Consider the following 22710-nt stretch of genomic DNA (forward strand, 5'->3'; position numbering starts at 1 on the left):
TCCTCTCAGCCTTCGAGGCAGATGTTCCGGTAGCGCAGCGAGGCCGACCTGATCCACTCGTCGGCGTCGCTGAGGCGCTCGCGCAGGCGGTCGGACTGCGCATCGGCTGCCGTATCGGCTCCGACCGCCGCAGTGAGGTCGAGCAGGTCGGTGGCGGAGTCGTGCAGCGCGGCGTAGCCGCCGGCGAGATCGGTGGCCGCCCGGCGCAGCGCCGTGCTCCGGATGCCGCCCGCGGCTGCCGCGAGCGCGCTCATGTCGGGCTCCATCGCGGAGAGGGCGATGCGCGCGTCATCGGGACCGGAGATGCGCTCGAGGGTGGCGCTGATGGCCTGAACGGCCTCATCGACCAGTGCGCACTCCGCATCGGAGGCGCCGCGATCCGCCCCGCAGCCGCACAGGCCGAGCACGAGTGCTCCTGCGAGAATCGGCTTGCTCGACACGGGCGGCATCCTTTGTGCGATCGTGGCGGGAGATCAGCTCCATCAAAACACGAGGGGGGCCCGCTTGCTCCGAATACCCAGCACGCCCCGCCCGGACTGGCGGCGGCGCTGCGACGCGGTCGGATTCACTTTCTACGACCTGGAATCCGAGGGCGGGCGCCCCTACTGGAACGAGAGCGCCGCGTACAGCTTCACCCGGGCCGAGATCGAGACCCTCGAAAGGGCCACGAAGGAGCTGTTCGACCGGTGCATGGACGCCGTCGAGCACGTCGTGCGCTCCGACCGGCTGGCGGAATTCGGGGTGCCGCTGCTGTTGCGTGAGCGGGTGAAGCACTCGTGGGACGACGACGATCCCACCGTCTACGGGCGGTTCGACCTCGCCTACGACCCTGCCGAGGGCACCGTGCAGATGCTCGAGTTCAACGCAGACACCCCCACCTCGCTCGTGGAGTCGGCCGCGGCGCAGTGGCAATGGCTGATCGACGTGCACGGGGAGCAGGCCGACCAGTTCAACAGCATCCACGAGGCCCTCGTCGAGCAGTGGCAGCACATTCGCGTCACGCGCTGGAACCTGCCCGAGGGTTCGACCCTGCACCTGGCCTCCCTGCACGACTCGGGCGATGGCGTTCTGATCGTCGAGGATGCGGACACGGTCGCCTACATGGCGGAGACCGCGAAGCAGGCCGGCTTCACGCCCCGGCTCATCTTCATGGAGGACATCGAGTACGACCTCGAGCGCAACCAGTTCGTCGACGCTGACGGAGCCGACATCACCCACATCTTCAAGCTCTATCCGTGGGAGTGGATGCGGCAGGAGCAGTTCGCCGGGTTCCTCGAGGCCTCGAGGTGGCGCACCCAGTGGGTCGAGCCGCTGTGGAAGATGCTGCTGTCGAACAAGCAGCTGCTCGTGGTCCTGTGGGAGCTCTTCCCCGGGCATCCGAACCTCCTGCCCGCCTACGCCTCGCCGGAGGAGCTCTGGGGGGTTCCCTACGTCTCCAAGCCCCGGCTCGGGCGCGAGGGCGCCAACGTCACGATGTTCGGAGCCGACGGAGCGGTCGTCGCCTCCCAGCCGGGAGAGTACGGCGAGGAGGGGTTCGTGTTCCAGAAACGCGCCGGCCTCACCCCGATCTCAGGCAAGACTGCCATCATCGGGAGCTGGGTCGTCGGCGAAGACCCGGTCGGCATCGACATCCGCGAGACCTCCGGTCCGATCACCGGAGACCTCGCCGAGTTCGTGCCGCACTTCATCGAGCAGGAGGAACCGTGAGCAGGGAACCCACGCGGCGGGGCAGCCTCACCCTGACCGGCGTCGCCGCGTCTCGCACGACTCGCGCGGCCGCGATGGTCGGCGTCGCGGGAGCGTTGTTCGCGCTCGCCGGATGCTCCTCGCTTCCGAAGGACGGCACGGTGGTCACCGGCGCGGACGGCGAGAAGTACGTGGTTCCCGATGACACTGAGCGTCCGGTGTACGCCTCCAAGGAGGAATGCCTGGCCGATGTCGCCGAACAGCTCGAGAAGCTGCGGCAGGACGGCAAGAGCGTCGACCAGACCCCTGAGCAGCTCTGCGAGTCCTCGGACCGCTACCAGGGCCACTACGGTGCCGGCCTTTGGCTGGGCCCGTTGCTGTTCGCCGGCTCCCGCTGGAACAGCTCGCGGGTCTCATCGTGGGCGCCCGTGCAGGCGGGCGGTTTCGCGGCGCCCGGCTCGGCCCCGTCCGATGTGGCAGAGAAGGCGCCGGCCTCGGCGAAGGTGGGATCCCGCGCCCCTCTCACGGGCGGCTTCGGCTCGTCGGGCAAGTCTTCGGGATTCGGCCACTCCGTCAAGTCGGGCAGCGGCGGGTTCGGTTCCTTCGGCGGCTGAGCACCCGGGAAGCGCATCTCGCGCCGTGCACTACCGTTGTCACGTGCAGAAGAGGCGGGAACCACTCGGGCGTGGCATCCTCTATGGCCTCTACGAACGCCGCCTGCGTCGCACCCTCGACACGGAGGCGCTGCCGCACCACGTCGCCATGATCATCGACGGCAATCGTCGCTGGGCCAAGCAGCTCGGCTTCTCGAGTGCCTCGCACGGGCATCGAGCCGGCGCCGCGAAGATGCGCGAGTTCCTGGAATGGTGCGACGACCTCGGCATCTCGGTCGTGACCCTGTACCTGCTCTCCTCCGACAACCTCAGCAATCGTTCGCCCGACGAACTCGGCGACCTCATCGAGATCATCGCGGAGCTGGCCGACGACCTCTCGCGTTATCGCGATTGGCGCGTCAAGCACGTCGGCTCGACCGCGGGCCTGCCGCAGCCGCTCGTGGCCGCGCTCGAGAGCGCGGAGGAGCAGTCCATGGGCAAGGAGGGCATGCACGTCAACCTCGCCGTCGGCTACGGAGGCCGCACCGAGATCACGGATGCGATGCGCAGCATCGTGGCCGACCACCACGCCGAAGGCCGCAGCCTCGAGGACCTCGCGGAGCGGCTGACCCCCGAGCTTATCGGCGAGCACCTCTACACGGGAGGGCAGCCCGATCCCGACCTGGTCATCCGCACGTCGGGGGAGCAGCGCTTGAGCGACTTCATGCTGTGGCAGTCGGCGCACAGCGAGTTCTACTTCGTCGAGGCTCTCGGGCCCGACCTGCGCGAAGTGGACTTCCTGCGGGCCCTGCGCGACTATGCGAGACGGCATCGGCGGTTCGGCGGTTGATGCGCAATCCATACGGCGGCGAGACCCCACACGGCGTCGGCCCCTTACAACGACGAGGAAGGACCCGATGAGCGCGCTCGAGGACTACGCGGCAGGATTCCTGGAGGAACCCGGCTACCTGAACTACGGCCGCGTCGGACCGCTGTCTGGTGCCGTGGTCGCCGAGGCGCAGGGGTGGCACGAGATGCTCGCGAAGGCGCGATTCGGCTCGCTCGACGCCCTCGAGCAGCAGGAGGAGCGGCTGCACGAGGCCGTCGCCGTGGCGACGGGCTTCCCCGTCGACCAGGTCGTCACCCAGCCCAACACCTCGATGGGCATCACCCACGCCATGTTCGGGGTGACCGGCGAGGTGCTGCTCTCGGGCGGGGAGTTCCCGACGCTTCCGATCTCGGCTGTGCGCGCCGCCGAGGCGCTGCACGTCGTGCGGCCGGTCTGGCTGGAGACCGAGCTCGGGCGCGTCACCCCGGGGCAGGTCAAGCAGCAGCTGACGGATGCCACGGCCGCCGTGGCGGTCACGCTCGTGGACTCGCGCACCGGCTACGTCACCGATCTCGACGGCATCCGCCAGGTGATCGGCGACCGGCTGCTGATCGTGGACGCTATCCAGGGCTTCGGCATCGTCGACGCCCCCTACGAGGTGGCCGACGTCGTCGTCTCCGGCGGCCAGAAGTGGTGCCGCGCCGGATGGGGCACCGGGTTCATGGCCCTGAGCGCCCGCGCCCTCGATGGGCTGACGCCCGTGATCTCGGGATACACCGGCACGGAGGAGCCCGAGGCGTGGGACGAGGTGCCTCCGCCGGCGACCGGCGCCCGCGCGTTCCGCGTGACGAACCCCGACCGCATCGCGCAGGCGCGATTCGCCGCGGCACTGGAGGAGATGAACGCCGTGGGCGTGGCCGTGCTCGAGGATGCGGTGCGCACGAACGTCAGCCGGATCATCGAGCTCGCCGACGAGTTCGCCATCCCGGTCGCCTCCTCCCGCGACGAGCGTGAGCGTGCGGGGCTCATCGTGCTCGAGCCGCCGGCCGACCAGCTGACACTTCTCACCGCATCCCTGTTCAACCACGGCATCACGGCGACGCACCGATTGGGAACCGTGCGCCTGAGCGTGCACGCCGCGCTCTCCGACGACACCGTCGAGATGCTGCGCGGTGCATTCGTCTCCTACGGCACGGCGGCGGTGTACTGAGCGATTGTGAACGGGTGAAATCCGCCGCGTGTCGTTCACCCCGATGTCGCCGGGCAGACGTAGGTTCGCCTCATCAGGTAAGGCGCCTGATCGGGTCGGCCACCTAGACGGCTCGATATCACCGCCACGTGGCCGCCTCGAACGTTCCGAGTGAACTCGGGGTGGGAGCGGTTGTGACCAACGTAGGAACCCAAGGGCAGTCCACACGTTCGGCAGCGGTGCAGACGGCGGAGCGCACGTACGTGCTCGACACGTCCGTGCTCCTCAGTGATCCGGGCGCGCTGTTCCGGTTCGCCGAACATGCGGTGGTTCTGCCCGTCGTCGTGGTCGCCGAGCTCGAAGCCAAGCGCCACGACCCCGAGATCGGCTTCTTCGCGCGGAAGGCGCTGCGCACGCTCGACGACCTGCGCATCCAGCACGAGCGCCTCGACTTCCCGATCCCGGTCGGCGATGGCGGCTCTCTGCGCGTGGAGCTGAACCACTCCGACATGACCGTGCTGCCCAGCGGGCTGCAGCTGAAGGACAACGACTCGCGCATCCTCGCCGTCGCCCTGAACCTCGCCAACGACGGTCTCGACGTGACGGTGGTCTCCAAAGACCTGCCGCTGCGCGTCAAGGCCGCCTCCATCGGGCTCGCGGCGGAGGAGTACCGGGCCGAGCTCGCGCACGACTCCGGCTGGACCGGCATGCAGGAGCTCACCCTCGGATCACGCGAGATCGACGACCTCTACGAGCAGGAGTTCATCGAGTCGCGCATGGTCGCCGACCTGCCCCTCAACACCGGCCTCGTCATCCACTCCGACCGCGGCAGCGCGCTGGCGCGCATCAGCCGGCCCGGGGAGATGCGGCTCGTGCGCGGGGATCGCGACGTGTTCGGCCTGCACGGCCGTTCGGCCGAGCAGCGGCTGGCCATCGACATGCTGCTGGATCCCGAGATCGGCATCCTCTCGCTCGGCGGTCGCGCCGGAACGGGCAAGTCGGCCCTCGCGCTGTGCGCCGGCCTCGAGGCCGTGCTCGAGCGGCAGCAGCACAAGAAGATCATGGTCTTCCGCCCGCTCTACGCGGTCGGCGGCCAGGAGCTCGGCTACCTGCCCGGTGACCAGGGCGAGAAGATGAACCCCTGGGGACAGGCGGTCTTCGACACCCTCGGATCGGTCGTGAGCGACAACGTGCTCGAAGAGGTCGTCGCACGCGGCATCCTCGAGGTGCTTCCCCTCACGCACATCCGCGGCCGGAGCCTGCACGACGCGTTCGTGATCGTGGACGAGGCCCAGTCGCTCGAGCGCAACGTGCTGCTCACGGTGCTCAGCCGCATCGGCCAGAACTCGCGGGTCGTGCTCACCCACGACGTCGCCCAGCGCGACAACCTGCGGGTCGGGCGGCACGACGGCATCGCCTCGGTCATCGAGACGCTGAAGGGCCACGCGCTGTTCGGACACGTCACCCTCACCCGCTCGGAGCGCTCGGCGATCGCGGCGCTCGTGAGCGACCTGCTCGACGGCAACGAACCCGCCTGACCCGGACCCCTCCCGAAAAGCGAGGACATTCCGAGAAGCGAGGCGATTTCGCGCGACGCGCCGCCCGGATCCGCGTCCGGGCGGCGGGTCGGCGAAGATCGCCTCGCTTTTCGGAGGCCCTGCTCGGCGCGGCCTACTTCGCGACGGGCGGGCGCGTCATCGAGAGCACGTCGAGCGCGGCATCGAGCTGCTCGAGCGTGAGCTCGCCGCGCTCGACGTAGCCGAGGTCGAGAACGGCCTCGCGCACCGTGATGCCCTTGGCCACCGAGTGCTTGGCGATCTTGGCGGCCGCCTCGTAGCCGATGATCTTGTTGAGCGGTGTCACGATCGAGGGCGACATGCCAGCGAGGGCGGCGGCGCGCTCCACGTTGGCCTCGAGCCCGTCGACGGTCTTGTCGGCCAGGGCCCGGCTCGCATTGGCGAGCAGGCGGATCGACTCGAGCAGCGCCGTTCCCATCACCGGAATCTGCACGTTGAGCTCGAACGCGCCCGATGCGCCGCTCCAGGCGATCGTGGCGTCGTTGCCGATCACCCGTGCCGCGACCATGAGCACGGCCTCGGGGATGACGGGGTTCACCTTGCCCGGCATGATGGAGGATCCGGGCTGAAGGTCGGGGATGTGCAGCTCGCCGAGCCCGGTGTTCGGTCCCGACCCCATCCAGCGGATGTCGTTCGAGATCTTGGTGAGGCTGACGGCGATCGTGCGGAGGGCTCCGGATGCGTCGACGAGGCCGTCGCGGTTGGCCTGGGCCTCGAAGTGGTCGGCTGCCTCGGTGATGGGCAGCTCGGTCTCCTGCTGGAGCAGTTCGATGACCAACTGGGGGAAGCCGGCCGGAGTGTTGATGCCGGTGCCCACGGCGGTGCCGCCGAGCGGCACCTCGGCGACCCGGGGGAGCGCGGTGCGCACGCGCTCGATGCCGAGGCGCACCTGGCGGGCATAGCCGCCGAATTCCTGTCCGAGCGTCACGGGGGTGGCATCCATCAGGTGGGTACGACCCGACTTGACCACGCCGGCCCAGGCCTGGGCCTTGGCCTCGAGGGCCACCGCGAGGTGGTCGAGGGCAGGGATGAGGTCGTCGATGAGTGCACTCGTGACGGCGACGTGCACGGAGGTGGGGAAGACGTCGTTCGAGGACTGCGACGCGTTCACGTGGTCGTTCGGGTGAACCGGGCGCCCGAGCCGCTCGGTCGCGAGGGTCGCGAGCACCTCGTTCATGTTCATGTTCGACGAGGTGCCCGAGCCCGTCTGGTAGACGTCGACGGGGAACTCGGCGTCGTAGCGGCCGGTGATCACGTCATCCGCCGCGGCCGCGATGGCCTGGGCGACGTCGGCGTCCAGAACGCCGAGGCGCTCGTTCGCGAGGGCGGCCGACTTCTTGATGCGGGCGAGCGCGGCGATCTGCGCCGACTCCAACCCTGATCCCGAGATCGGGAAGTTCTCCACCGCCCGCTGCGTCTGGGCGCGGTAGAGGGCGTTCTTGGGAACGCGCACCTCGCCCATGGTGTCGTGCTCGATGCGGTATTCGGACTCGGCCGCGGTGCTCACGTGGGTGTTGCCTTTCGAGAGAGGGATGACGGTCGCTTCAGACCGCGCCGACGACGACGTCGGTCTCGGCGCGGCCTTCGGAGAGGCGGTAATTGGCGCCGACGATTGCCAATTTACCCTCTGCGATCGCGGCGGAGATCATCTCGCTCGCCTCGAGGATCTCCGTGACGGTGTCGCGCAGGTGCTCCTGGCCGACGTCGGCGGGTTCGATCTCGGCCGCATCGACGGTGCCGTCGGTGCCGATCACCCGCTGCACGGCGGGGGTGATGTGATCGATGAGCGATCGGATGTGCGGGGACAGGGGCGCGGCATCCGGTCGGTGCGCATCGATGGCGGCCCGCACGGCGCCGCAGTTGTCGTGCGCGAGCACCACGATCAGCGGCACGCCGAGTGCTCCCACCGCGTAGTCGAGGGAGCCGATGGCCGACTCGGACGCGACCTGGCCGGCGTTCCGCACGACGAAGAGGTCGCCGAGACCCTGGTCGAAGATGATCTCGGCCGCGAGCCGGGAATCGCTGCAGCCGAGCAGCGCGGCGAGCGGAGCCTGGCCTGAGGCGACCTCAGTGCGTCGCTCGACGTCTTGGCGAGGATGCCGTGGCTCCCCCGACACGAACCGGGCGTTTCCGCGACGGAGCTCATGCCAGGCCTCAGCCGGAGTCTCGGGGCGGGCGGTCGTCGACGGATCGGTTCCTGTGCTCACGGCTCTCCTCGTTCTGCGGGGTTCTGTCTCGGTGGTGGGTGCTCAGTCGGCTTCGGCGGCGACCGTGGGGGCGATGGCCTTCGCGAGGGTGCGGAACTCGGCGGGGGATGCCGTGCCCGCGAGTACCCAGGTGCTCTTCGGGGTCTGGGTCACGAGCGCGTACTTGGCGTTGCCGACATCGCTCGACGACTTGCGGTTGTCGTAGACCGTCCACGGGATGCCGGAGATCTCGACGGAGCCGGTCGCGATCGTGTTGTGCAACTGCTCGGCGACCCAGGTGTCGTTCGCGTCGAAGGCCTGCGAGAGCCCGATGAACTCGTCGCTCGGCGTGATGAAGCCGATGAACCACACATCGACGCCGTCGGATGCTCCCGAGCGGTACTCCGCCACGTTGGCGTGCCAGCCCGCCGGCAGGTCGGGGTCGGCGAGCATCGTCGGCATGCCCGGCTGCGCCTGCGCGGCCAGGGAGTGGTAGTCCACGGCGTTCTGCGTCGGGGCCTCGGAACGGGGAACGAGCAGCACGAGCACCACGACGGCGAGCACCGTGACGAGAAGCGAGTACACGAGGTTGTTCGGCGTCTGGCGCACTCGATGCAGCCGGGAGCTCTCGGCCTTGCGGGCGGCCTCCTCCTCAGGCGTCTCGGGCCTGCCGAGCTCGGCGACGACGCGGCGCTGGTTGCCGGCCATCAGTCGGCGAGGTCGACGCGCAGGGCCCCGGCCTCGATGGTCTCGACCTCGGGTCCGACCTGGCTGCGTCGGGCGGCCTCGAGCCGCGCCTTCGCACCCACGAGCCACTCCTCGCAGCGACGGGCGAGGCTCTCGCCGCGCTCCCAGAGCGCGAGCGACTCCTCGAGCGTCGAGGAGCCCTGCTCGAGGGCGTTGACGACGCGGATGAGCTCGTCGCGTGCCTGTTCGTAGCTGAGGGAGGCGAGCTCGTCGGTTGCGGGCATGGTGTCCATTCTATTTCGCGGCGCCGTGCGGGCCGGCGTCGCTGCGTCCCTCGGAACGCGCGGCGATCGCCCCGTCGGCGAGGGTGAGCAGAAGCGCGGTTCCCTCGGGAGCATCCTCCGCCGCTCGCAGCACGTGGCCGTCGGGCGACTGCGCGATGGCGTAGCCCCGGTCGAGCGTCGCCTGCGGAGAGAGGGCCCGCAGGCGGGTGCGCAGCTCCGAGGTCGTGGCGGAGGCCTTCTCGAGCGCGCGATCCATGAGCTCGCTCCCACGCGCGAGGGCGTAGGTGAGCTCTTGGGCCCGCGAGTCGATGATCCAGTCGCTCCCCGAGAGCACCGGCCGGCTGCGCAGCTGGGCGAGTCGATCGTTCTCATGGTGCAGCAGGGTGTTGAGCCGGCCGCTCAGGCGGGCGCGGGCCTGGTGAACGCGGGCCAGCTCGTCGGCGACGTCGGGCACGACCCGCTTGGCGGCATCCGTCGGCGTCGAGGCCCGCAGGTCGGCGACCTCGTCGAGCAACGGACGATCGGCCTCGTGCCCGATCGCGCTCACGAGAGGAGTGGATGCGGCGGCCGCGGCCCGCACCACCCGCTCATCGCTGAAGCCGAGCAGGTTCTGGAAATCGCCGCCGCCGCGCGCCACGATGATCACGTCGACCTGCGGGTCGGCGTCGAGAGCACGGATGGCCGCCACGACCTCGGGGCAGCAGCGGTCGCCCTGCACGGCGGCGTGCACGACGCGGAAGTGCACCGCCGGCCAGCGCAGCTGGGCGTTGCGCAGCACGTCTTTCTCGGCGTCGGAGTCCTTGCCCGTGATGAGGCCGATGCAGTGCGGCAGGAAGGGGAGGGGCTTCTTGCGCGCGCTGTCGAAGAGTCCCTCATCGGTGAGCTGTCGCCGCAGCCGCTCTATGCGTTCGAGCAGGTCGCCGATGCCGACGTGCTTGAGCGTGACGACGTTCATGGTGAGCGTGCCGCCCTTGACCCACCAGTTGGGCTTGACGAGGGCCACGACCCGGTCGCCCTGGCGGAACTCGGCTCCGACCCGGGCCCGCACCGATGACCACAGGCTGAAGCTCACGGTCGCATCGCCGTTCAGGTCTTTCAGCTTGCCGTAGACGTTTCCACCCGAGACGCCCCACTGGGTGATCTCGCCCTCGACCCACACCGTGCCGAGGCGATCGATGTAATCGCGGATCTTGCCCGAGAGAACCGAGACCGGCCACGGCGTCTCCGGGGTCGGCAGGGCGTCGCGCGCAGGCGCCTGCACGGCTGCTGCAGTCTCAGTCGCATCGCTCACGGCGGCGCTCTCCCAGTGTTCTCGCCCGACGCCCCCGTAGAATCGTGGGGTGACCAGCAGTACGGACGCCCCACCCATCGGCCTCGGCATGCCGCGCATACCCGGAGTGAAGGGGCGGCTCAAGGATAACCCCGTGCTCGGACACAAGCGGGTGCTGCTGGCCGCTCCCCGTGGCTACTGCGCCGGCGTCGACCGTGCGGTCGTGGCGGTGGAGAAGGCGCTCGAGCACTACGGCGCTCCCGTCTACGTGCGCAAGCAGATCGTGCACAACATCCACGTGGTGACCGAGCTCGAGAAGAAGGGCGCCGTCTTCGTCGACGAGGTCGACGAGGTTCCCCCGGGCGCCCATGTGGTCTTCAGTGCCCACGGCGTCTCGCCCGCCGTCGTGAACGCCGCGGCCGACCGCGGCCTGCTCGCCATCGACGCCACCTGCCCGCTCGTGACCAAGGTGCACCGCGAGGCCGTGCGCTTCGCCCGCGACGACTTCGAGATCCTCCTCATCGGCCACGAGGGCCACGAAGAGGTCGAGGGAACGGCCGGCGAGGCTCCCGAGCACGTCACGCTCGTGAACAGCCCCGACGATGTTCCGAACATCCAGGTGCGCGACCCCGACAAGGTCGTCTGGCTGTCGCAGACCACGCTCTCGGTCGACGAGACCATGGAGACCGTTCGCCGTCTGCGGGAGCGGTTCCCGAACCTGCAGGACCCGCCGAGCGACGACATCTGCTACGCCACGCAGAACCGTCAGGTCGCCATCAAGAAGGTCGCCCAGGGCGCCGATCTCGTGATCGTCGTCGGCTCCGCCAACAGCTCAAACAGCGTGCGCCTTGTCGAGGTCGCTCTCGAGCACGGCGCGAAGGCCGCCTACCGCGTGGACTACTCGAGCGAGATCCGCCAGGAATGGCTCGACGGCGTCGAGACGGTCGGCGTCACCAGTGGCGCCTCCGTTCCCGAAGAGCTCGTGCGCGAGGTGCTCAACGACCTCTCGGATGCCGGCTACGGCGATGTCGAAGAGGTCAAGACGGCCGAGGAGGACTTGATGTTCTCCCTCCCCAAGGAACTGCGCCGCGACCTGCAGGGCAACCGCGAGACGCGCGCCCTCGGCGGTCGGGGAAGCCGCGTCGCCTCCTAGCGGCGCGGATGCCGGTGCGCGGCTGGATCAGCCGCCCGTGCGGCCGAAATGCGCGATCAGCGTCGGGTCGGTGAGCAGGGCGGCCAGCACGATGCCGAGCATGACGAAGCCGGCGACCACGCCGATGGTCAGCGGCACCCAGAAGGCGCGCCGGCGCCGCATGACGAGGGCGACCGAGACGGTCGCCGCGATGAACCAGAGGGCGACCTGCACGATGGTGCCGCCGAGCAGGATGCCGGCCACCGCGGACGCCTCGGTGTAGGTGCCGAGCTTCTCCTGTTCGTAGAGCATCGCCATGCCCTGCGGAGTGCTGTTCTGCACCTGCACCGTCGAGATGAGTCCGAAGACGCCGAAGACGAGCAGCCCGATGGTGAGCATCCGATCCCAGCGCGGAGCCGCCGCGCGTCCGGCGGACTCGGCGCCCGAGCGCGGCTCGGGCTGCAGAGGCTGCTCGACCTGCGGCGCGGGCGTCGGCGACGCGGGCGGCGGCTCGCTCGGCGCGGCATCCGTCGCCGGTGGTTTCCAATCCCACCCGGGCGGTGCGAGCTCCCCGTACCGGGCTTCGGCCTCGGGTCGGGAAGCTCGCCGCCGCTCGGAGTGTGACTCATCGTCGCCGGATCAGGCTGCGTGCCCGGCGGAGCCGAGCTGCTTGGTCGCCTCGACGACGCGCGCGGCCATGGCGCTCTCGGCCACCTTGCCCCAGGCACGGGGGTCGTAGAGCTTCTTGTTGCCCACCTCGCCGTCGAGCTTCAGCACGCCGTCGTAGTTCTTGAACATGTAGTCGGCGATGGAGCGGGTGAAGGCGTACTGGGTGTCGGTGTCGATGTTCATCTTGATCACGCCGTTGGCCACGGCAGCCGCGATCTCGGCGTCGCTGGAACCCGATCCACCGTGGAAGACGAGGTCGAGCGGCTTGGGACCCGTGCCGAAGCGCTCGGCGATGCCGGCCTGGATCTCGCCGAGCAGCTCGGGGCGCAGCTTCACGCCACCGGGCTTGTAGACGCCGTGCACGTTGCCGAAGGTCAGCGCCGCGATGTAGCGGCCGTTCTCGCCGAGGCCGAGCGCCTCGACGGCCTTCGTCACGTCGCCGACGGTCGTGTAGAGCGCATCGTTGGTGCCCTCGTGCTCCACGCCGTCCTCCTCGCCGCCGACGACGCCGATCTCGACCTCGAGGATGGCGTTGATGGCCTTCGTGCGCTTGAGCATGTCCTTCGCGATCTCGAGGTTCTCATCCAGCGGCACCGCAGAGCCGTCCCACATGTGCGACTGGAAGATCGGATTGCGGCCGGCCCGCACCTCCTCCTCCGACGCGGCGATGAGGGGCAGCACGAAGTCCTCGAGGGCGTTCTTGGGGCAGTGGTCGGTGTGCAGCGCCACCGTCACGGGGTAGTTCTTGGCGACCTGGGTGGCGAAGGCGGCCATGGCGAGCGCACCGCCGGCGCGGTTCTTCACCGTGTGGCCGGCGAAGTAGTCGGCGCCGCCGGTCGTCACCTGGATGATGCCGTCGCTCCCGGCCTCGGTCAGGCCCTGCAGCACGGCGTTGATGCTCTGCGACGACGAGACGTTGAAGGCGGGGTAGGCGAAGCCGCCTGCCTTGGCCTTGTCGAGCATCTCGGCGTACTGCTCAGGGGTGGCGACGGGCATGACGACTCCTTCGTGCTTGCGGGGGCTGTAGCTGAAGTCTACCGAGCGCGACGGATGCCGCGGGTCGGGCAGGATGGGCAGGTGAATCCTTCGGCAGGCGGCATCCGAGGCGCCCTCGTGCACGCTGCTCAGGTCGCCGCTCGGGCGACGCTGCCCTTCGTGGGAGGCGGGGACGCCATGGCAGTGGACGCCGCCGCCGTGGCCGCCCTGCGCACCGAACTGGAGCGCGTTCCCGTGGACGGGCGGGTCGTGGTCGGCGAGGGTGAGAAGGACGAGGCGCCGATGCTCTTCGTGGGCGAGCGCTTCGGCAGCGGCGGCCCCTCCGTCGACCTGGCCGTCGACCCCATCGACGGCACCCGTCTGGCCGCCGAGGGTGCGCCCGGTGCGATGGTCGTGATGGCCCTCGCTCCCCGGGGCGGCCTGATCGACCTCGGTCCAGCGCACTACATGCAGAAGCTCGTGGTGAGCGGCGCGCACCCGAACCTGCGGGTGGACGACGAGGTCGCAGCCGTTCTCGCCGAGCTGGCCCGGGGTTCCGACGACGACGGCCCACCCCTGCGAGTGCTCGTGCAGGAGCGCCCCCGCAACGCCGCACTGATCGAGCAGCTCGAGGCCGCCTCGGCCACGGTGGAGAGGTTCCGGCACGGTGACATCGAGCGCTCGGTCCGCGTGCTCAGGGGCGGGGCGGATGCGCTGCTCGGCACCGGGGGAGCCCCAGAGGCAGTGATCACCGCTGCCCTCGCCCGTGCCCTGGGCGGAACGATGAGCGCCCGCTTCGCCCCGCAGGGCGCTCGCGAGGCGCAGCGACTGGCCGCTGCCGGCGGCGACCCGTACGTCATCCGCGGCGCCGGAGACGTGTGTCGTGCCGACGCGCTCGTCGTCATCGCATCCGTCACCGGTGTCGACCTCGGAGCGGGGCTCACGCTGCCACCGGTCGGAGCGGACGGCACCGTCGCGGTCTGGACCGCCGGCTCGATCGGATGAGGGCCCGAACGAGCGCTGAGGGCCTGACGCCACGCGATGCGCCGCCCGGTTAAGAATCGACGAAGTTTCGCCTCCGCCCAGCGGGAATGCCCGGTCGCGCGTCGCCCCCGCTGACTACGCTCGAACCATGGACATCTCGGCGACCGACAGCCTGGACAAGCACCCCGACCGCAACCTCGCACTCGAGCTCGTGCGGTCGACGGAGGCGGCGGCCATCCGCGCGGTGCCGTGGATCGGGAAGGGCCAGAAGAACCTGGCCGACAAGGCAGCGGTCGATGCCATGCGGGCCTTCCTCGCCACGGTCGACTTCGACGCCGTCGTCGTCATCGGCGAGGGCGAGAAGGACGACGCTCCCATGCTCTTCAACGGCGAGCACGTGGGAACCGGCACGGGGCCGGCCTGCGACATGGCCGTCGATCCCATCGACGGCACCAGCCTGACCGCGGCCGGCCGCCAGAACGCCCTCTCGGTGATCGCGGTCTCGGATCGGGGCACCATGCTCGATGCCTCGTCGGTGTTCTACATGGACAAGATCGTCACGGGCGCTGCCGGCCACGGCGTGATCGACATCGATCGCCCCGTCGGCGAGAACATCCGCGCGTACGCCAAGGCCATCGGCCGTCCCGTCGACGAGATCCGGGTGGCGGTGCTCGATCGTCCGCGGCACGAGGGACTCATCCAGGAGATCCGTGAGGCGGGAGCCGGCACCCGGCTGCTGCTGGACGGCGACGTGGCCGGGGGCATCAACGCGGCCCGGCACGGCACCCGCGTCGACATGTGCATCGGCATCGGCGGCAGCCCCGAGGGAATCACGACCGCCTGCGCCATCAAGGCCCTCGGCGGCTTCATGCAGGGCCGCCTCGCCCCGCGGAACGACGAGGAACGCGAGCGCGGCATCGCCGCAGGGCTCGACCTGGATCGCGCGTACGGCCTCGACGACCTCGTCGCCGGCGACAACACCATCTTCGTGGCCACGGGGGTCACCGATGGCGCACTCGTCGCCGGTGTGAAGAAGCAGGGCGAATTCATCACCACCGAGAGCATCGTACTGCGCTCCCGGTCGGGCACCATCCGACGCATCAACGCCGAGCACCTCGCCTCGAAGTGGCACTAGGGGTGGGTGCTTCCCGCTGGCCCCGGGCGCTGAGACCGTTCGCGCTGCCGCAGTACCGGCTGCTCGCGATCGCGCTCGTGTTCTCGCTCTTCAGCGCCGGCGGCTGGATCGTCGCGGTGGCATGGCAGGTCGTGCTGCTCGGGGGACGGCCGAGCGACCTCTCGCTCGTCGCGCTCGGCAACAGCCTCGGGCTCGTGCTCGCGGTGCTGTTCGGCGGTGTCGCGGCGGACCGCATCCCGCAGCGCCGCATCCTGCTGACGGTGGAGGCGGCGCGGGGCATCACCTTCGCCACCGCGGCCGCCCTGACCCTCTCGGGACAGGTTCAGGTCTGGCACCTGGCGATCATCGCCTTCGTGCTGGGTGTGGCCGACGGCTTCTTCTACCCGGCGTACTCGGCGTGGCTGCCGGCGATCCTGCCCGAGAAGCAGCTGCTCGCCGCGAACGGCATCGAGGGTGCGCTGCGTCCCTCCATCCTCAACGCCGCCGGACCGGCCGTCGCGAGCGCCATCATCGCCATCTCGTCTCCCGGCGCGGTGTTCGTCGTGATCGCGGTGCTTCAGGTCGGTGCCGCGATCACCCTCGGCTTCATGCGCTCGACGCCGCTGCGGCGGGCGATGGACGGTCCCCAACGTCACGTGCTCATCGAGAGCCTCGTCGACCTGCGCGACGGCTTCGTGTACATGGTCAGGACCCGCTGGCTGTTCGCGACCCTGCTCTTCGCCGTGCTGCTGTGCCTGATCATCATGGGGCCCATCGAGGTGCTCATCCCCTTCGCCGTGAAGGACCAGACCGGAGGAGGCGCGGGATCGTTCGCCCTCGTGCTGGCGGCGTTCGGCATCGGCGGTGCCATCGGCTCGCTCGTGGTCGCCTCGCTGCGACTGCCGAAGCGCTACCTGACGCTCATGATCCTCGCGTGGGGCATCGGCAGCGCGCCCCTGGCGGTGATCGGGCTCACGAGCCAGTTGTGGGTGATGGTCGTGGCGCTGTTCGTGGTCGGCCTGCTCTTCGAGGGCGCCCAGGTGGTGTGGGGAACGCTGCTGCAGCGTCGCGTTCCGTCGGCCATGCTGGGGCGGGTCTCGAGCCTGGACTTCTTCGTCTCGCTGGCCCTCATGCCGGTGTCGATGGCGATCGCCGGTCCGGTCGGAGAGGCGATCGGCTTGGCTCCCGCGTTCCTCGTCGCGGGCATCGTGCCGGTCGTGCTCGCCGTCGGAACCCTGCTCGTCGCCCGGCTCGGCGCCGACGAACGGGCGCATCCGCTGGATCGCGAGCAGATGCACGACGACGCCGTGACGGGCGCCGAGGCGGCCGGTGGCTTCGCCCATCCGGTCGACGAGCGGCACCCACGCGCCGACTGAGCGCGGCGGGCGCCGGTCAGCTGACGGCTCAGAGCGCGCGGATCTCGGGGTCGACGGATGCCTCGATGGCCAGCTCGTCGTCGACGGTGGAGAGCGCGCTCGTGAACTCGTAGGCGGTCAGCTCCCGCGGGCTCTCCTCGATGCCGGCGAGGGGAGCGAACACCTTGGACTCGTCGAGGGCGCCGAGCTTGCGTGCCGTGGGCAGCACGCGGCTCTCGAGCGAGCCGACGAAGGTGTTGTAGTCCTTCACCGTGCGCTCGATGGTGCGGCCGAGCTTCTCGATCTGCCCCGCGGTGGTCGAGAGCCGGGAGTACAGCTCGCGGCTGAGGTCGAAGAGGGTCTTCGCCTCGTTCGTGAGCACGTCTTGCTGCCAGCTGAAGGCCACCGTCTTCAGCACGGACCAGAGGGTGACGGGGGAGGCCAGGGCGACGCGCTTCGAGAAGGCGAACTCCATGATCGAGGGGTCGGCCTCCATCGCGCTCGAGACGAGCGACTCGCTCGGGATGAACGCGATCACGATCTCCGGGGAGGAGGCCAGGCCGTTCCAGTAGCCCTTGCTGCCGAGCGCGGTGATGTGCTCGCGCACGGCCTTCACGTGCTGCTTCATGAGCGTCTCGCGCTGGGCGCCCTCTGCTCCGCTCGCCGTCGCGGGGATCTGGCTCGCCTCGAGGTAGGCGTTGAAGGGCACCTTGGCGTCGACGGCGATGTTCTTGCCGCCCGGCAGGTGGATGACCATGTCGGGGCGGCCCGCGCCGGCATCCGTCGTGATGGCGTGCTGCGTGTCGAAGTCGACGCGCTCGATGAGCCCCGCTGCCTCGACCACGCTGCGCAGCTGGGTCTCACCCCAGACGCCTCGGGTGCTGTTGGAGCGCAGGGCGGATGCCAGGGACTCGGCGGTCGAACGCAGCCGCTCCTCGGACTCCGCGGCGGTGCGCAACTGCTGCGCCAGTTCGCCGTGCTGCAGGTTGCGCTGGGTCTCGAGGTCGGTGACCTTGGTCTGCATCTCGCTCAGGCTCTGCTTGACCGGGGCGAGGGCCTGCAGAACCTTGCTCTCGGCGAGCTCCTGCTGCTCGCGCGCCTTCTGCTCCGCCCGATGCTGTTCGAGGATCTCCCGGTACTGCGTCTTGGCATCGCCGATCTGGGAGCGCAGCCCATCGACGGTCGCCTCCATGGCCGCCAGCTCGGCGCGCAGGGCGCCCTGCACGGCGAGTTCGTCGGTGCGCAGTTTGGCGTGGGCGGCCGCCTCGGCCGCCCGCAGCTCGGCGAGTTCGGCCTGGTGACGCGCCTCGATGAGGGCGGGGTCCTCGGCGGGTGCCGCGGGCTGAGTGCTGCCGCGTCGGGCGAGCAGGAGTGCGGTCACGAGTGCGCCGAGTGCGCCGCCCACGATCAGGCCGATGATCACGCCGAGAAGTTCCATGCCTTCAGTGTCGCAACACCGTACGACATTGCCCGTGAGCCGCGCCCGGGCAGGCCCAGCCGGGCTGTTTGTGGGTCAGGCCAGCGCCATCGGTCCGTGCAGGGCGGACTGCTCGCTCGTCGTGACGGGTCCGATGGCGCCGAGGCGCACCGCGCACACGCGGGCGAGCGCATCCACGTCGTCGGCGTCGTGCCGACGGGCGGCGTGCATGATGATGTGCGCGCACGCCTCGGCATCCGCGAGCGCGTCGTGGTGGCTGAACCCCTCGAAGCCGGCGGCCATGGCGGCGACCGGGAGCTTGTAGGAGTCCAGCGCGTAGGTCTTTCGGGCGACCTGGAGGCTGCACAGGTAGCGCAGCTCGGGAACCGGCAGCTCGAAGAACGCGGTCGCCGCCTTGATCACGCCCAGGTCGAAGCCGGCGTTGTGCGCGACGAGCACGTCCTCGCCCGCGAAGGCGAGCAGGTCGGGAAGCTGGTCGTGCCATTGCAGGGCGTTCGCGCACTGCTCGGGCTGGATGCCGTGGATGCGGATGTTCCACTCGTTGAACTCGTCATGCGGGAACGGCGGCCGGATGAACCAGCTCGCCCGATCGACGATGACGCCGTCCACCACCTTGATCAGTCCGACGGAGCACGCCGAGACGTTGGATCCGTTCGCGGTCTCGAAGTCGATGGCGGTGAAGTTCAGTGGCACGATGCCCACTCTCGCACGCGGCCACGACACGGCCCGAAGCGCTCGCGGCCTGTCGGCATCCTGCCCCGCTCCCTCTCCGCCGAGCCCGCAGTTTCGGTGGGTGCGCGTGCGTCGACCCCGCACCTTCTGTGGGTGCACGGGAGGCCGCACCCTCGGATCCTGCGGGTTCGCGGGTCGCTGCGCCGATCCCGCAAATTCGGTGGGTGCGCCGCCGACCACGCAGTTTCGGTGGGTGCGCGTCCCCGATCCCGCAGCTCTTGTGGGTGCACGGGATGCCGCACCCACAAATACTGCGGGTTCGCTGCTTCACGCCCCCCGCGACCCGCATCCGCACGCCGCCGGTAGACTGGTCGCCCGTGGCTCTCACTATCGGCATCGTCGGCCTGCCCAACGTCGGCAAGTCCACCCTCTTCAACGCACTGACCAAGAACCAGGTTCTCGCGGCGAACTACCCGTTCGCCACGATCGAGCCGAACGTCGGCGTCGTGAACCTGCCCGATCCGCGGCTCGAGGTGCTCTCAGGCATCTTCAACAGCGAGCGCATCCTGCCCGCGCCGGTCTCGTTCGTCGACATCGCCGGCATCGTGCGCGGTGCCTCCGAGGGTGAGGGGCTGGGCAACAAGTTCCTCGCGAACATCCGCGAGGCGGATGCGATCGCGCAGGTCATCCGCGGATTCACCGACGACGACGTCGTGCACGTCGACGGTGCGGTCGACCCGAAGGCCGACATGGAGACGATCAACACCGAGCTGATCCTCGCCGACCTCGAGACCCTCGAGAAGGCCATCACGCGCTACGAGAAGGAGGTGCGCGGCAAGAAGCTCGGCCCCGATGTGCTCGCCGCCGCCCAGGAAGCGCTCGCCGAACTGCAGAAGGGCACCCCGCTCTCGGCCTCCAAGGTCGACATCACGCCGATCAAGGAGTTGGGCCTGCTCACGGCCAAGCCCTTCATCTACGTGTTCAACGTCGACGAGGCCGTGCTGACGGATGCGGCCAAGCGCGCCGAGCTCGAGGCCCTCGTCGCCCCGGCCCACGCCGTGCTGCTCGACGCCAAGATCGAGTCCGAGCTCATCGACCTCGACCCCGAGGACGCCGCCGAGCTGCTCGCATCCACTGGCCAGGAGGAGTCGGGCCTCGACCAGCTCGCGCGCATCGGCTTCGAGACCCTCGGCTTGCAGACCTACCTCACGGCTGGCCCGAAGGAGACTCGGGCCTGGACCATCCACAAGGGCTGGAAGGCCCCGCAGGCTGCGGGCGTCATCCACACCGACTTCGAGCGTGGCTTCATCAAGGCCGAGGTCATCTCGTTCGACGACCTCGTCGCGGTCGGCTCGGTGCACGAGGCCCGCACCCACGGCAAGGCCCGCATCGAGGGCAAGGACTACGTGATGCAGGACGGCGACGTCGTGGAGTTCCGCTTCAACGTCTAATATCTTGACTTATCTGGGTATTCAACCCGTCACGTTCTGATGGGCCTCGAGGGGGATCACAGGTGGAAGCCGTGCTGCCCGACTTAGATGCGGATCGGCGCTTGGCCTCGGGCGCACGTTCGGTCTCCCTCGTAGCGATAGGGCTCTTGGGTGCGGTTTGGATTCCAGCGCTCGTATGGGCTCAGGTGGGGCCGAGCTACGTGTTCTCGACGGCGCTGTTCTGGATGTTCGTGAGTTGGGCCTTCGCTGCGGTCCTCGGCCTGGTGGGGCTGTGCCTGGGTGTGACCGCTCTCTGGCGGCTTCGGCGAGGGCGTGGAAGTGTCGCCGCTGCGATCACCGCTATCGCCGTTTCGGCAGTCACGGTGTGCACGTGGCCGTTGGTGTCAATCGTCCTGCCCCTCGCCGCCGGATGAGACCGATCGAGATCACTGCGATGCGCAGAGGCAAATTGCGCGCGTAAACCGGTGGAGTTCCGCTTCAACGTGTGATCCACGCGCGATTGCCGCCCGGGCGACGAAGGGTGCCCTGACGCCCGTGGCGCATCGAGCAGGATCGGAGAAGTCACGGCATCCGTGCTCGCGCTACCGTTGGGGCACCACCGCAGACCAGGAGGACCAATGCCCCACACCGTCGACTTCGTGAACGTCTCCATCGAGGGACTCGAGTCATCGCCGGTGGCGGATGCGCTCGCCGGGCTGCGTGCCAACGAGGCGCGCTACTACAAGAACAAGTTCGACCACGACTTCACCGTGAGCCCGGTGGCCGAGGCCCCGGATGCGCTCGACCGGGTCACGACCATCCTCAAGGAGGAGCGCGACCTCGTGATCGAGGCGCGTCCCCTCGAGGCGACGGACTTCGAGGTCGAGGGCACCCGGATGACCTACGTGTTCTACGAGTCGGGTCTCGCGATCAACGTGATGTACGGCCTCGAACCGGGTGGCAAGCGAGCCGTCGGCTTCAAGCTCTCCGATGGCATGGAGGTTCCCGAGGAACTCGCCTCGCGGTTCAAGTTCGCCCGCCAGAAGTCGAAGCTGGCCGGCACCATCCGCGGCTCGTTCTTCGTGATCAAGGGCGAGTACTGAGCTGCATCGCCTCGTAGGCCGGCGTGAGTTCCGTCCACCGGGCCATCCACTCGGAGGGGTGACCCGCAAGCGATCGGGTGAGGTCTTCGAGGTGCGCCTGCCATCCCGCGCCGTAGAAGTGGACCTTGTCGAGCGGCAGCCCGCGTTCCTCGACGACGAGGCGCGTCTTGTCTCCCTCCTGCGTGAGCCACGCCTCGACCTCGGTCTGCTCGCCCGGCGCCTCCGTCATGGTGAGCGAGAGGTGGTGCGGACGCTCACAGGAGTCGATGCGACCCGACCCTTCCCACGAACTCGTGAAGCGGGCCTGGATGGCGCCGCCGACGCTCAGGTCGCCCGACACCTCCGCGATCCACCGTGCGAGACGGTCGGGGGTCGTGCAGGCCTGCCAGAGGTCTTCGATGTCGGTCTCGTAGACATCCTCGACGCGCACTGCTGCACGCCCGTCGTCGAGCTCTCGCATGCTGGCGATGGTTCTCATGAGCTGTTCCTGTTCCCTCGGCTGATCTCGGTGTGGAGGGCGTCGAGGCGGTTCTGCCAGAGCGCCCGGTAGTCGGCGAGCCAGTCGTCCAGTTCGGCGAGCGGCTCGGGCCGCAGTGAGTAGATGCGCCGCTGAGCCTCCTGGCGAACCTCGACGAGGCCGGCCTCCCGCAGCACCCGCAGGTGCCGCGAGACGCCTGGCCGGGCGATCGGGAGCGCCTCTGCGAGAGCGCCCGCCGTCGCCGGCTGCTCGCGCAGCAGCTCGATGATCGTCCGGCGGCTCTCGTCGGCGATCGCCTGGAGTACCGTGTCCATGCCCATAATGTAACCGCGCTGTTACGTAACCGCAAGGGTACATAATTCGTGCATCGCGGACAGCGTCACTGCTGCCGTCGAACCGACGCCTTCGGGCCGGTCACGAGAGCGCCCGCCGGCACATCGTCGACCACGGTCGCGCCGGCGGCGATCACGGCGTCGCGCCCGATGCGAACGCCCGGCAGGATGGTGGCACCGGCGCCGATCCAGACGTTCTCGGCGACATCGATGGGTGCGCCGGTCAGCCACACTCGACGCTCGTCCGTGTCGACCGGATGCCCGACCGTGATGAACGTGACCTTGGGACCGACCATCACGCGTTCAGCGAGCCGGATACCGGCGTAGTCGAGGAAGGTGCAGTTCTGGTTGATGAACACCCGCTCGGCCAGCTCGAGTCTCAATCCGTGGTCGGTGTAGAAGGGCGGGTAGATGGTGGTGCGCGCGGGCAGCGGCCGGCCCAGGATCTGCTCGAACAGCTGCGCCTTACCCGCCTCGTCGTCGAACGGCAGCACGTTGAGGCGTGAGGTGAGCTCCGTCGCGCGCAGCACCCGCTCCGACATCGCCTGGAACTCGGGACTGTGGATGCGCAGGAGCAGGTCGCCGGCCATCCATCGATCCTCACACCGGCTCGCGCGCGCAACGCCGCAGACACGCCCTGCCCTCTTCGGCGGGCCGCCCTCCCGCGCCGGCCTCCGATGTCGAAGCGGGGTGGAACGACGACAGACCCGTGTGGGAAGCTGGCGGC

The 22710-nt window shown here is 69.4% G+C and carries 23 protein-coding genes and 1 pseudogene; 11 read left to right on the forward strand and 13 right to left on the reverse strand.

From position 1 onward, the window contains the following. Positions 1-5: 5 nt before the first annotated feature. Positions 6-440, reverse strand: coding sequence for a hypothetical protein (locus WDJ51_RS07875; protein WP_337851891.1), 435 nt, complete (start codon positions 438-440; stop codon positions 6-8). Positions 441-504: 64 nt separating this feature from the next. Here WDJ51_RS07875 and WDJ51_RS07880 point away from each other — a divergent pair, with 64 nt between their 5' ends. The 5 genes from WDJ51_RS07880 (at position 505) to WDJ51_RS07900 (ending at position 5835) form a co-directional block, all read left to right on the forward strand. Beyond that, positions 505-1707, forward strand: a complete 1203-nt coding sequence (locus tag WDJ51_RS07880) for a glutathionylspermidine synthase family protein (protein ID WP_337851892.1) — start codon at positions 505-507, stop codon at positions 1705-1707. After that, positions 1704-2300: a hypothetical protein gene (locus tag WDJ51_RS07885; protein WP_337851893.1), complete on the forward strand. Its 597-nt coding sequence runs from the start codon at positions 1704-1706 to the stop codon at positions 2298-2300. The genes WDJ51_RS07880 and WDJ51_RS07885 overlap by 4 nt, the downstream gene beginning before the upstream one ends. Before the next feature lie 43 nt (positions 2301-2343). After that, entirely contained in the window at positions 2344-3129 is a 786-nt protein-coding gene (locus tag WDJ51_RS07890; protein WP_337851894.1) for an isoprenyl transferase, read from the forward strand. Between the two features lie 67 nt (positions 3130-3196). After that, positions 3197-4318, forward strand: a complete 1122-nt coding sequence (locus WDJ51_RS07895; protein WP_337851895.1) for an aminotransferase class V-fold PLP-dependent enzyme — start codon at positions 3197-3199, stop codon at positions 4316-4318. A 218-nt stretch (positions 4319-4536) separates the two neighbouring features. Further along, positions 4537-5835, forward strand: coding sequence for a PhoH family protein (locus WDJ51_RS07900; protein ID WP_337851948.1), 1299 nt, complete (start codon positions 4537-4539; stop codon positions 5833-5835). Positions 5836-5968: 133 nt separating this feature from the next. On the opposite strand, the gene WDJ51_RS07905 is transcribed toward WDJ51_RS07900, so the two are convergent. From WDJ51_RS07905 to xseA, 5 genes are read right to left on the reverse strand one after another with little or no spacing between them, the layout of a single operon-like run. Next, positions 5969-7381 (reverse strand): class II fumarate hydratase, encoded by a 1413-nt coding sequence (locus tag WDJ51_RS07905; RefSeq protein WP_337851896.1) that lies wholly within the window; start codon positions 7379-7381, stop codon positions 5969-5971. A 37-nt stretch (positions 7382-7418) separates the two neighbouring features. After that, positions 7419-8081, reverse strand: coding sequence for a carbonic anhydrase (locus WDJ51_RS07910; RefSeq protein ID WP_337851897.1), 663 nt, complete (start codon positions 8079-8081; stop codon positions 7419-7421). Positions 8082-8123: 42 nt separating this feature from the next. Then, positions 8124-8768: a DUF4245 domain-containing protein gene (locus WDJ51_RS07915; RefSeq protein ID WP_337851898.1), complete on the reverse strand. Its 645-nt coding sequence runs from the start codon at positions 8766-8768 to the stop codon at positions 8124-8126. After that, the gene (locus tag WDJ51_RS07920) at positions 8768-9040 is read right to left on the reverse strand and encodes an exodeoxyribonuclease VII small subunit (protein WP_337851899.1); all 273 of its coding nucleotides are present in this window, start codon (positions 9038-9040) and stop codon (positions 8768-8770) included. Before WDJ51_RS07920 ends, WDJ51_RS07915 begins: the two co-directional genes overlap by 1 nt. A 1-nt stretch (position 9041) precedes the next feature. Beyond that, positions 9042-10322, reverse strand: a complete 1281-nt coding sequence (gene xseA, locus WDJ51_RS07925; RefSeq protein ID WP_337851900.1) for an exodeoxyribonuclease VII large subunit — start codon at positions 10320-10322, stop codon at positions 9042-9044. Between the two features lie 88 nt (positions 10323-10410). On the opposite strand from xseA, the gene WDJ51_RS07930 reads away from it, so the two are divergent. Further along, positions 10411-11454, forward strand: coding sequence for a 4-hydroxy-3-methylbut-2-enyl diphosphate reductase (locus tag WDJ51_RS07930; protein WP_337851949.1), 1044 nt, complete (start codon positions 10411-10413; stop codon positions 11452-11454). A gap of 27 nt (positions 11455-11481) precedes the next feature. On the opposite strand, the pseudogene WDJ51_RS07935 reads toward WDJ51_RS07930, so the two are convergent. Together WDJ51_RS07935 and fbaA are read right to left on the reverse strand one after the other, a co-directional pair. Further along, positions 11482-12000: pseudogene (locus WDJ51_RS07935) on the reverse strand (DUF6264 family protein); the annotation flags it as partial. A gap of 72 nt (positions 12001-12072) precedes the next feature. Beyond that, positions 12073-13098, reverse strand: a complete 1026-nt coding sequence (gene fbaA, locus WDJ51_RS07940; RefSeq protein ID WP_337851901.1) for a class II fructose-bisphosphate aldolase — start codon at positions 13096-13098, stop codon at positions 12073-12075. Positions 13099-13179: 81 nt separating this feature from the next. Between fbaA and WDJ51_RS07945 the strand changes: the two genes are divergently transcribed. The 3 genes from WDJ51_RS07945 (at position 13180) to WDJ51_RS07955 (ending at position 16551) form a co-directional block, all read left to right on the forward strand. Continuing rightward, a complete protein-coding gene (locus WDJ51_RS07945; RefSeq protein ID WP_337851902.1) occupies positions 13180-14082 on the forward strand; it encodes a fructose-bisphosphatase class II in 903 nt (300 codons plus the stop codon). A 127-nt stretch (positions 14083-14209) separates the two neighbouring features. After that, entirely contained in the window at positions 14210-15196 is a 987-nt protein-coding gene (gene glpX, locus WDJ51_RS07950; RefSeq protein WP_337851903.1) for a class II fructose-bisphosphatase, read from the forward strand. Positions 15197-15198: 2 nt separating this feature from the next. Further along, positions 15199-16551 carry an MFS transporter gene (locus WDJ51_RS07955; protein WP_337851904.1) on the forward strand — a complete coding sequence of 451 codons (1353 nt, stop codon included), beginning with the start codon at positions 15199-15201 and terminating at the stop codon, positions 16549-16551. 28 nt (positions 16552-16579) lie between these two features. Here WDJ51_RS07955 and rmuC read toward each other — a convergent pair whose 3' ends face one another. Continuing rightward, complete coding sequence (rmuC, locus tag WDJ51_RS07960; protein WP_337851905.1) at positions 16580-17968, reverse strand: DNA recombination protein RmuC; 1389 nt, start codon at positions 17966-17968, stop codon at positions 16580-16582. 75 nt (positions 17969-18043) lie between these two features. Next, the gene (locus WDJ51_RS07965; RefSeq protein WP_337851906.1) at positions 18044-18661 is read right to left on the reverse strand and encodes a 3'-5' exonuclease; all 618 of its coding nucleotides are present in this window, start codon (positions 18659-18661) and stop codon (positions 18044-18046) included. 356 nt (positions 18662-19017) lie between these two features. Here WDJ51_RS07965 and ychF point away from each other — a divergent pair, with 356 nt between their 5' ends. Further along, positions 19018-20091: a redox-regulated ATPase YchF gene (ychF, locus tag WDJ51_RS07970; RefSeq protein WP_337851907.1), complete on the forward strand. Its 1074-nt coding sequence runs from the start codon at positions 19018-19020 to the stop codon at positions 20089-20091. A 617-nt stretch (positions 20092-20708) separates the two neighbouring features. After that, positions 20709-21173, forward strand: coding sequence for a phage tail protein (locus tag WDJ51_RS07975; protein ID WP_337851908.1), 465 nt, complete (start codon positions 20709-20711; stop codon positions 21171-21173). On the opposite strand, the gene WDJ51_RS07980 is transcribed toward WDJ51_RS07975, so the two are convergent. The 3 genes from WDJ51_RS07980 to WDJ51_RS07990 form a co-directional block, all read right to left on the reverse strand. Next, complete coding sequence (locus WDJ51_RS07980) at positions 21157-21651, reverse strand: SRPBCC family protein (protein ID WP_337851909.1); 495 nt, start codon at positions 21649-21651, stop codon at positions 21157-21159. The two genes, WDJ51_RS07975 and WDJ51_RS07980, sit on opposite strands and share 17 nt — an antisense overlap. Beyond that, positions 21648-21965 (reverse strand): ArsR/SmtB family transcription factor, encoded by a 318-nt coding sequence (locus WDJ51_RS07985; protein ID WP_337851910.1) that lies wholly within the window; start codon positions 21963-21965, stop codon positions 21648-21650. The genes WDJ51_RS07980 and WDJ51_RS07985 overlap by 4 nt, the downstream gene beginning before the upstream one ends. A gap of 65 nt (positions 21966-22030) precedes the next feature. Then, on the reverse strand, positions 22031-22573 hold the full coding sequence (locus WDJ51_RS07990; protein WP_337851911.1) for a sugar O-acetyltransferase: 543 nt from the start codon (positions 22571-22573) through the stop codon (positions 22031-22033). Positions 22574-22710 lie beyond the last annotated feature (137 nt).

Origin of the sequence: Rathayibacter sp. YIM 133350 (genome assembly GCF_037404875.1) — a bacterium.
In the GTDB taxonomy this organism is placed as follows: Bacteria; Actinomycetota; Actinomycetes; order Actinomycetales; family Microbacteriaceae; genus Orlajensenia.

Excerpts from the sequence above, each read along its gene's own strand:
- WDJ51_RS07895 (WP_337851895.1), top strand. The coding sequence starts at position 3,197 with ATGAGCGCGCTCGAGGACTACGCGGCAGGATTCCTGGAGGAACCCGGC.
- WDJ51_RS07915 (WP_337851898.1), bottom strand. The coding sequence starts at position 8,768 with ATGGCCGGCAACCAGCGCCGCGTCGTCGCCGAGCTCGGCAGGCCCGAG.
- WDJ51_RS07920 (WP_337851899.1), bottom strand. The coding sequence starts at position 9,040 with ATGGACACCATGCCCGCAACCGACGAGCTCGCCTCCCTCAGCTACGAA.
- WDJ51_RS07930 (WP_337851949.1), top strand. The coding sequence starts at position 10,411 with ATGCCGCGCATACCCGGAGTGAAGGGGCGGCTCAAGGATAACCCCGTG.
- fbaA (WP_337851901.1), bottom strand. The coding sequence starts at position 13,098 with ATGCCCGTCGCCACCCCTGAGCAGTACGCCGAGATGCTCGACAAGGCC.
- glpX (WP_337851903.1), top strand. The coding sequence starts at position 14,210 with ATGGACATCTCGGCGACCGACAGCCTGGACAAGCACCCCGACCGCAAC.
- rmuC (WP_337851905.1), bottom strand. The coding sequence starts at position 17,968 with ATGGAACTTCTCGGCGTGATCATCGGCCTGATCGTGGGCGGCGCACTC.
- WDJ51_RS07975 (WP_337851908.1), top strand. The coding sequence starts at position 20,709 with ATGCCCCACACCGTCGACTTCGTGAACGTCTCCATCGAGGGACTCGAG.
- WDJ51_RS07980 (WP_337851909.1), bottom strand. The coding sequence starts at position 21,651 with ATGAGAACCATCGCCAGCATGCGAGAGCTCGACGACGGGCGTGCAGCA.
- WDJ51_RS07985 (WP_337851910.1), bottom strand. The coding sequence starts at position 21,965 with ATGGACACGGTACTCCAGGCGATCGCCGACGAGAGCCGCCGGACGATC.
- WDJ51_RS07990 (WP_337851911.1), bottom strand. The coding sequence starts at position 22,573 with ATGGCCGGCGACCTGCTCCTGCGCATCCACAGTCCCGAGTTCCAGGCG.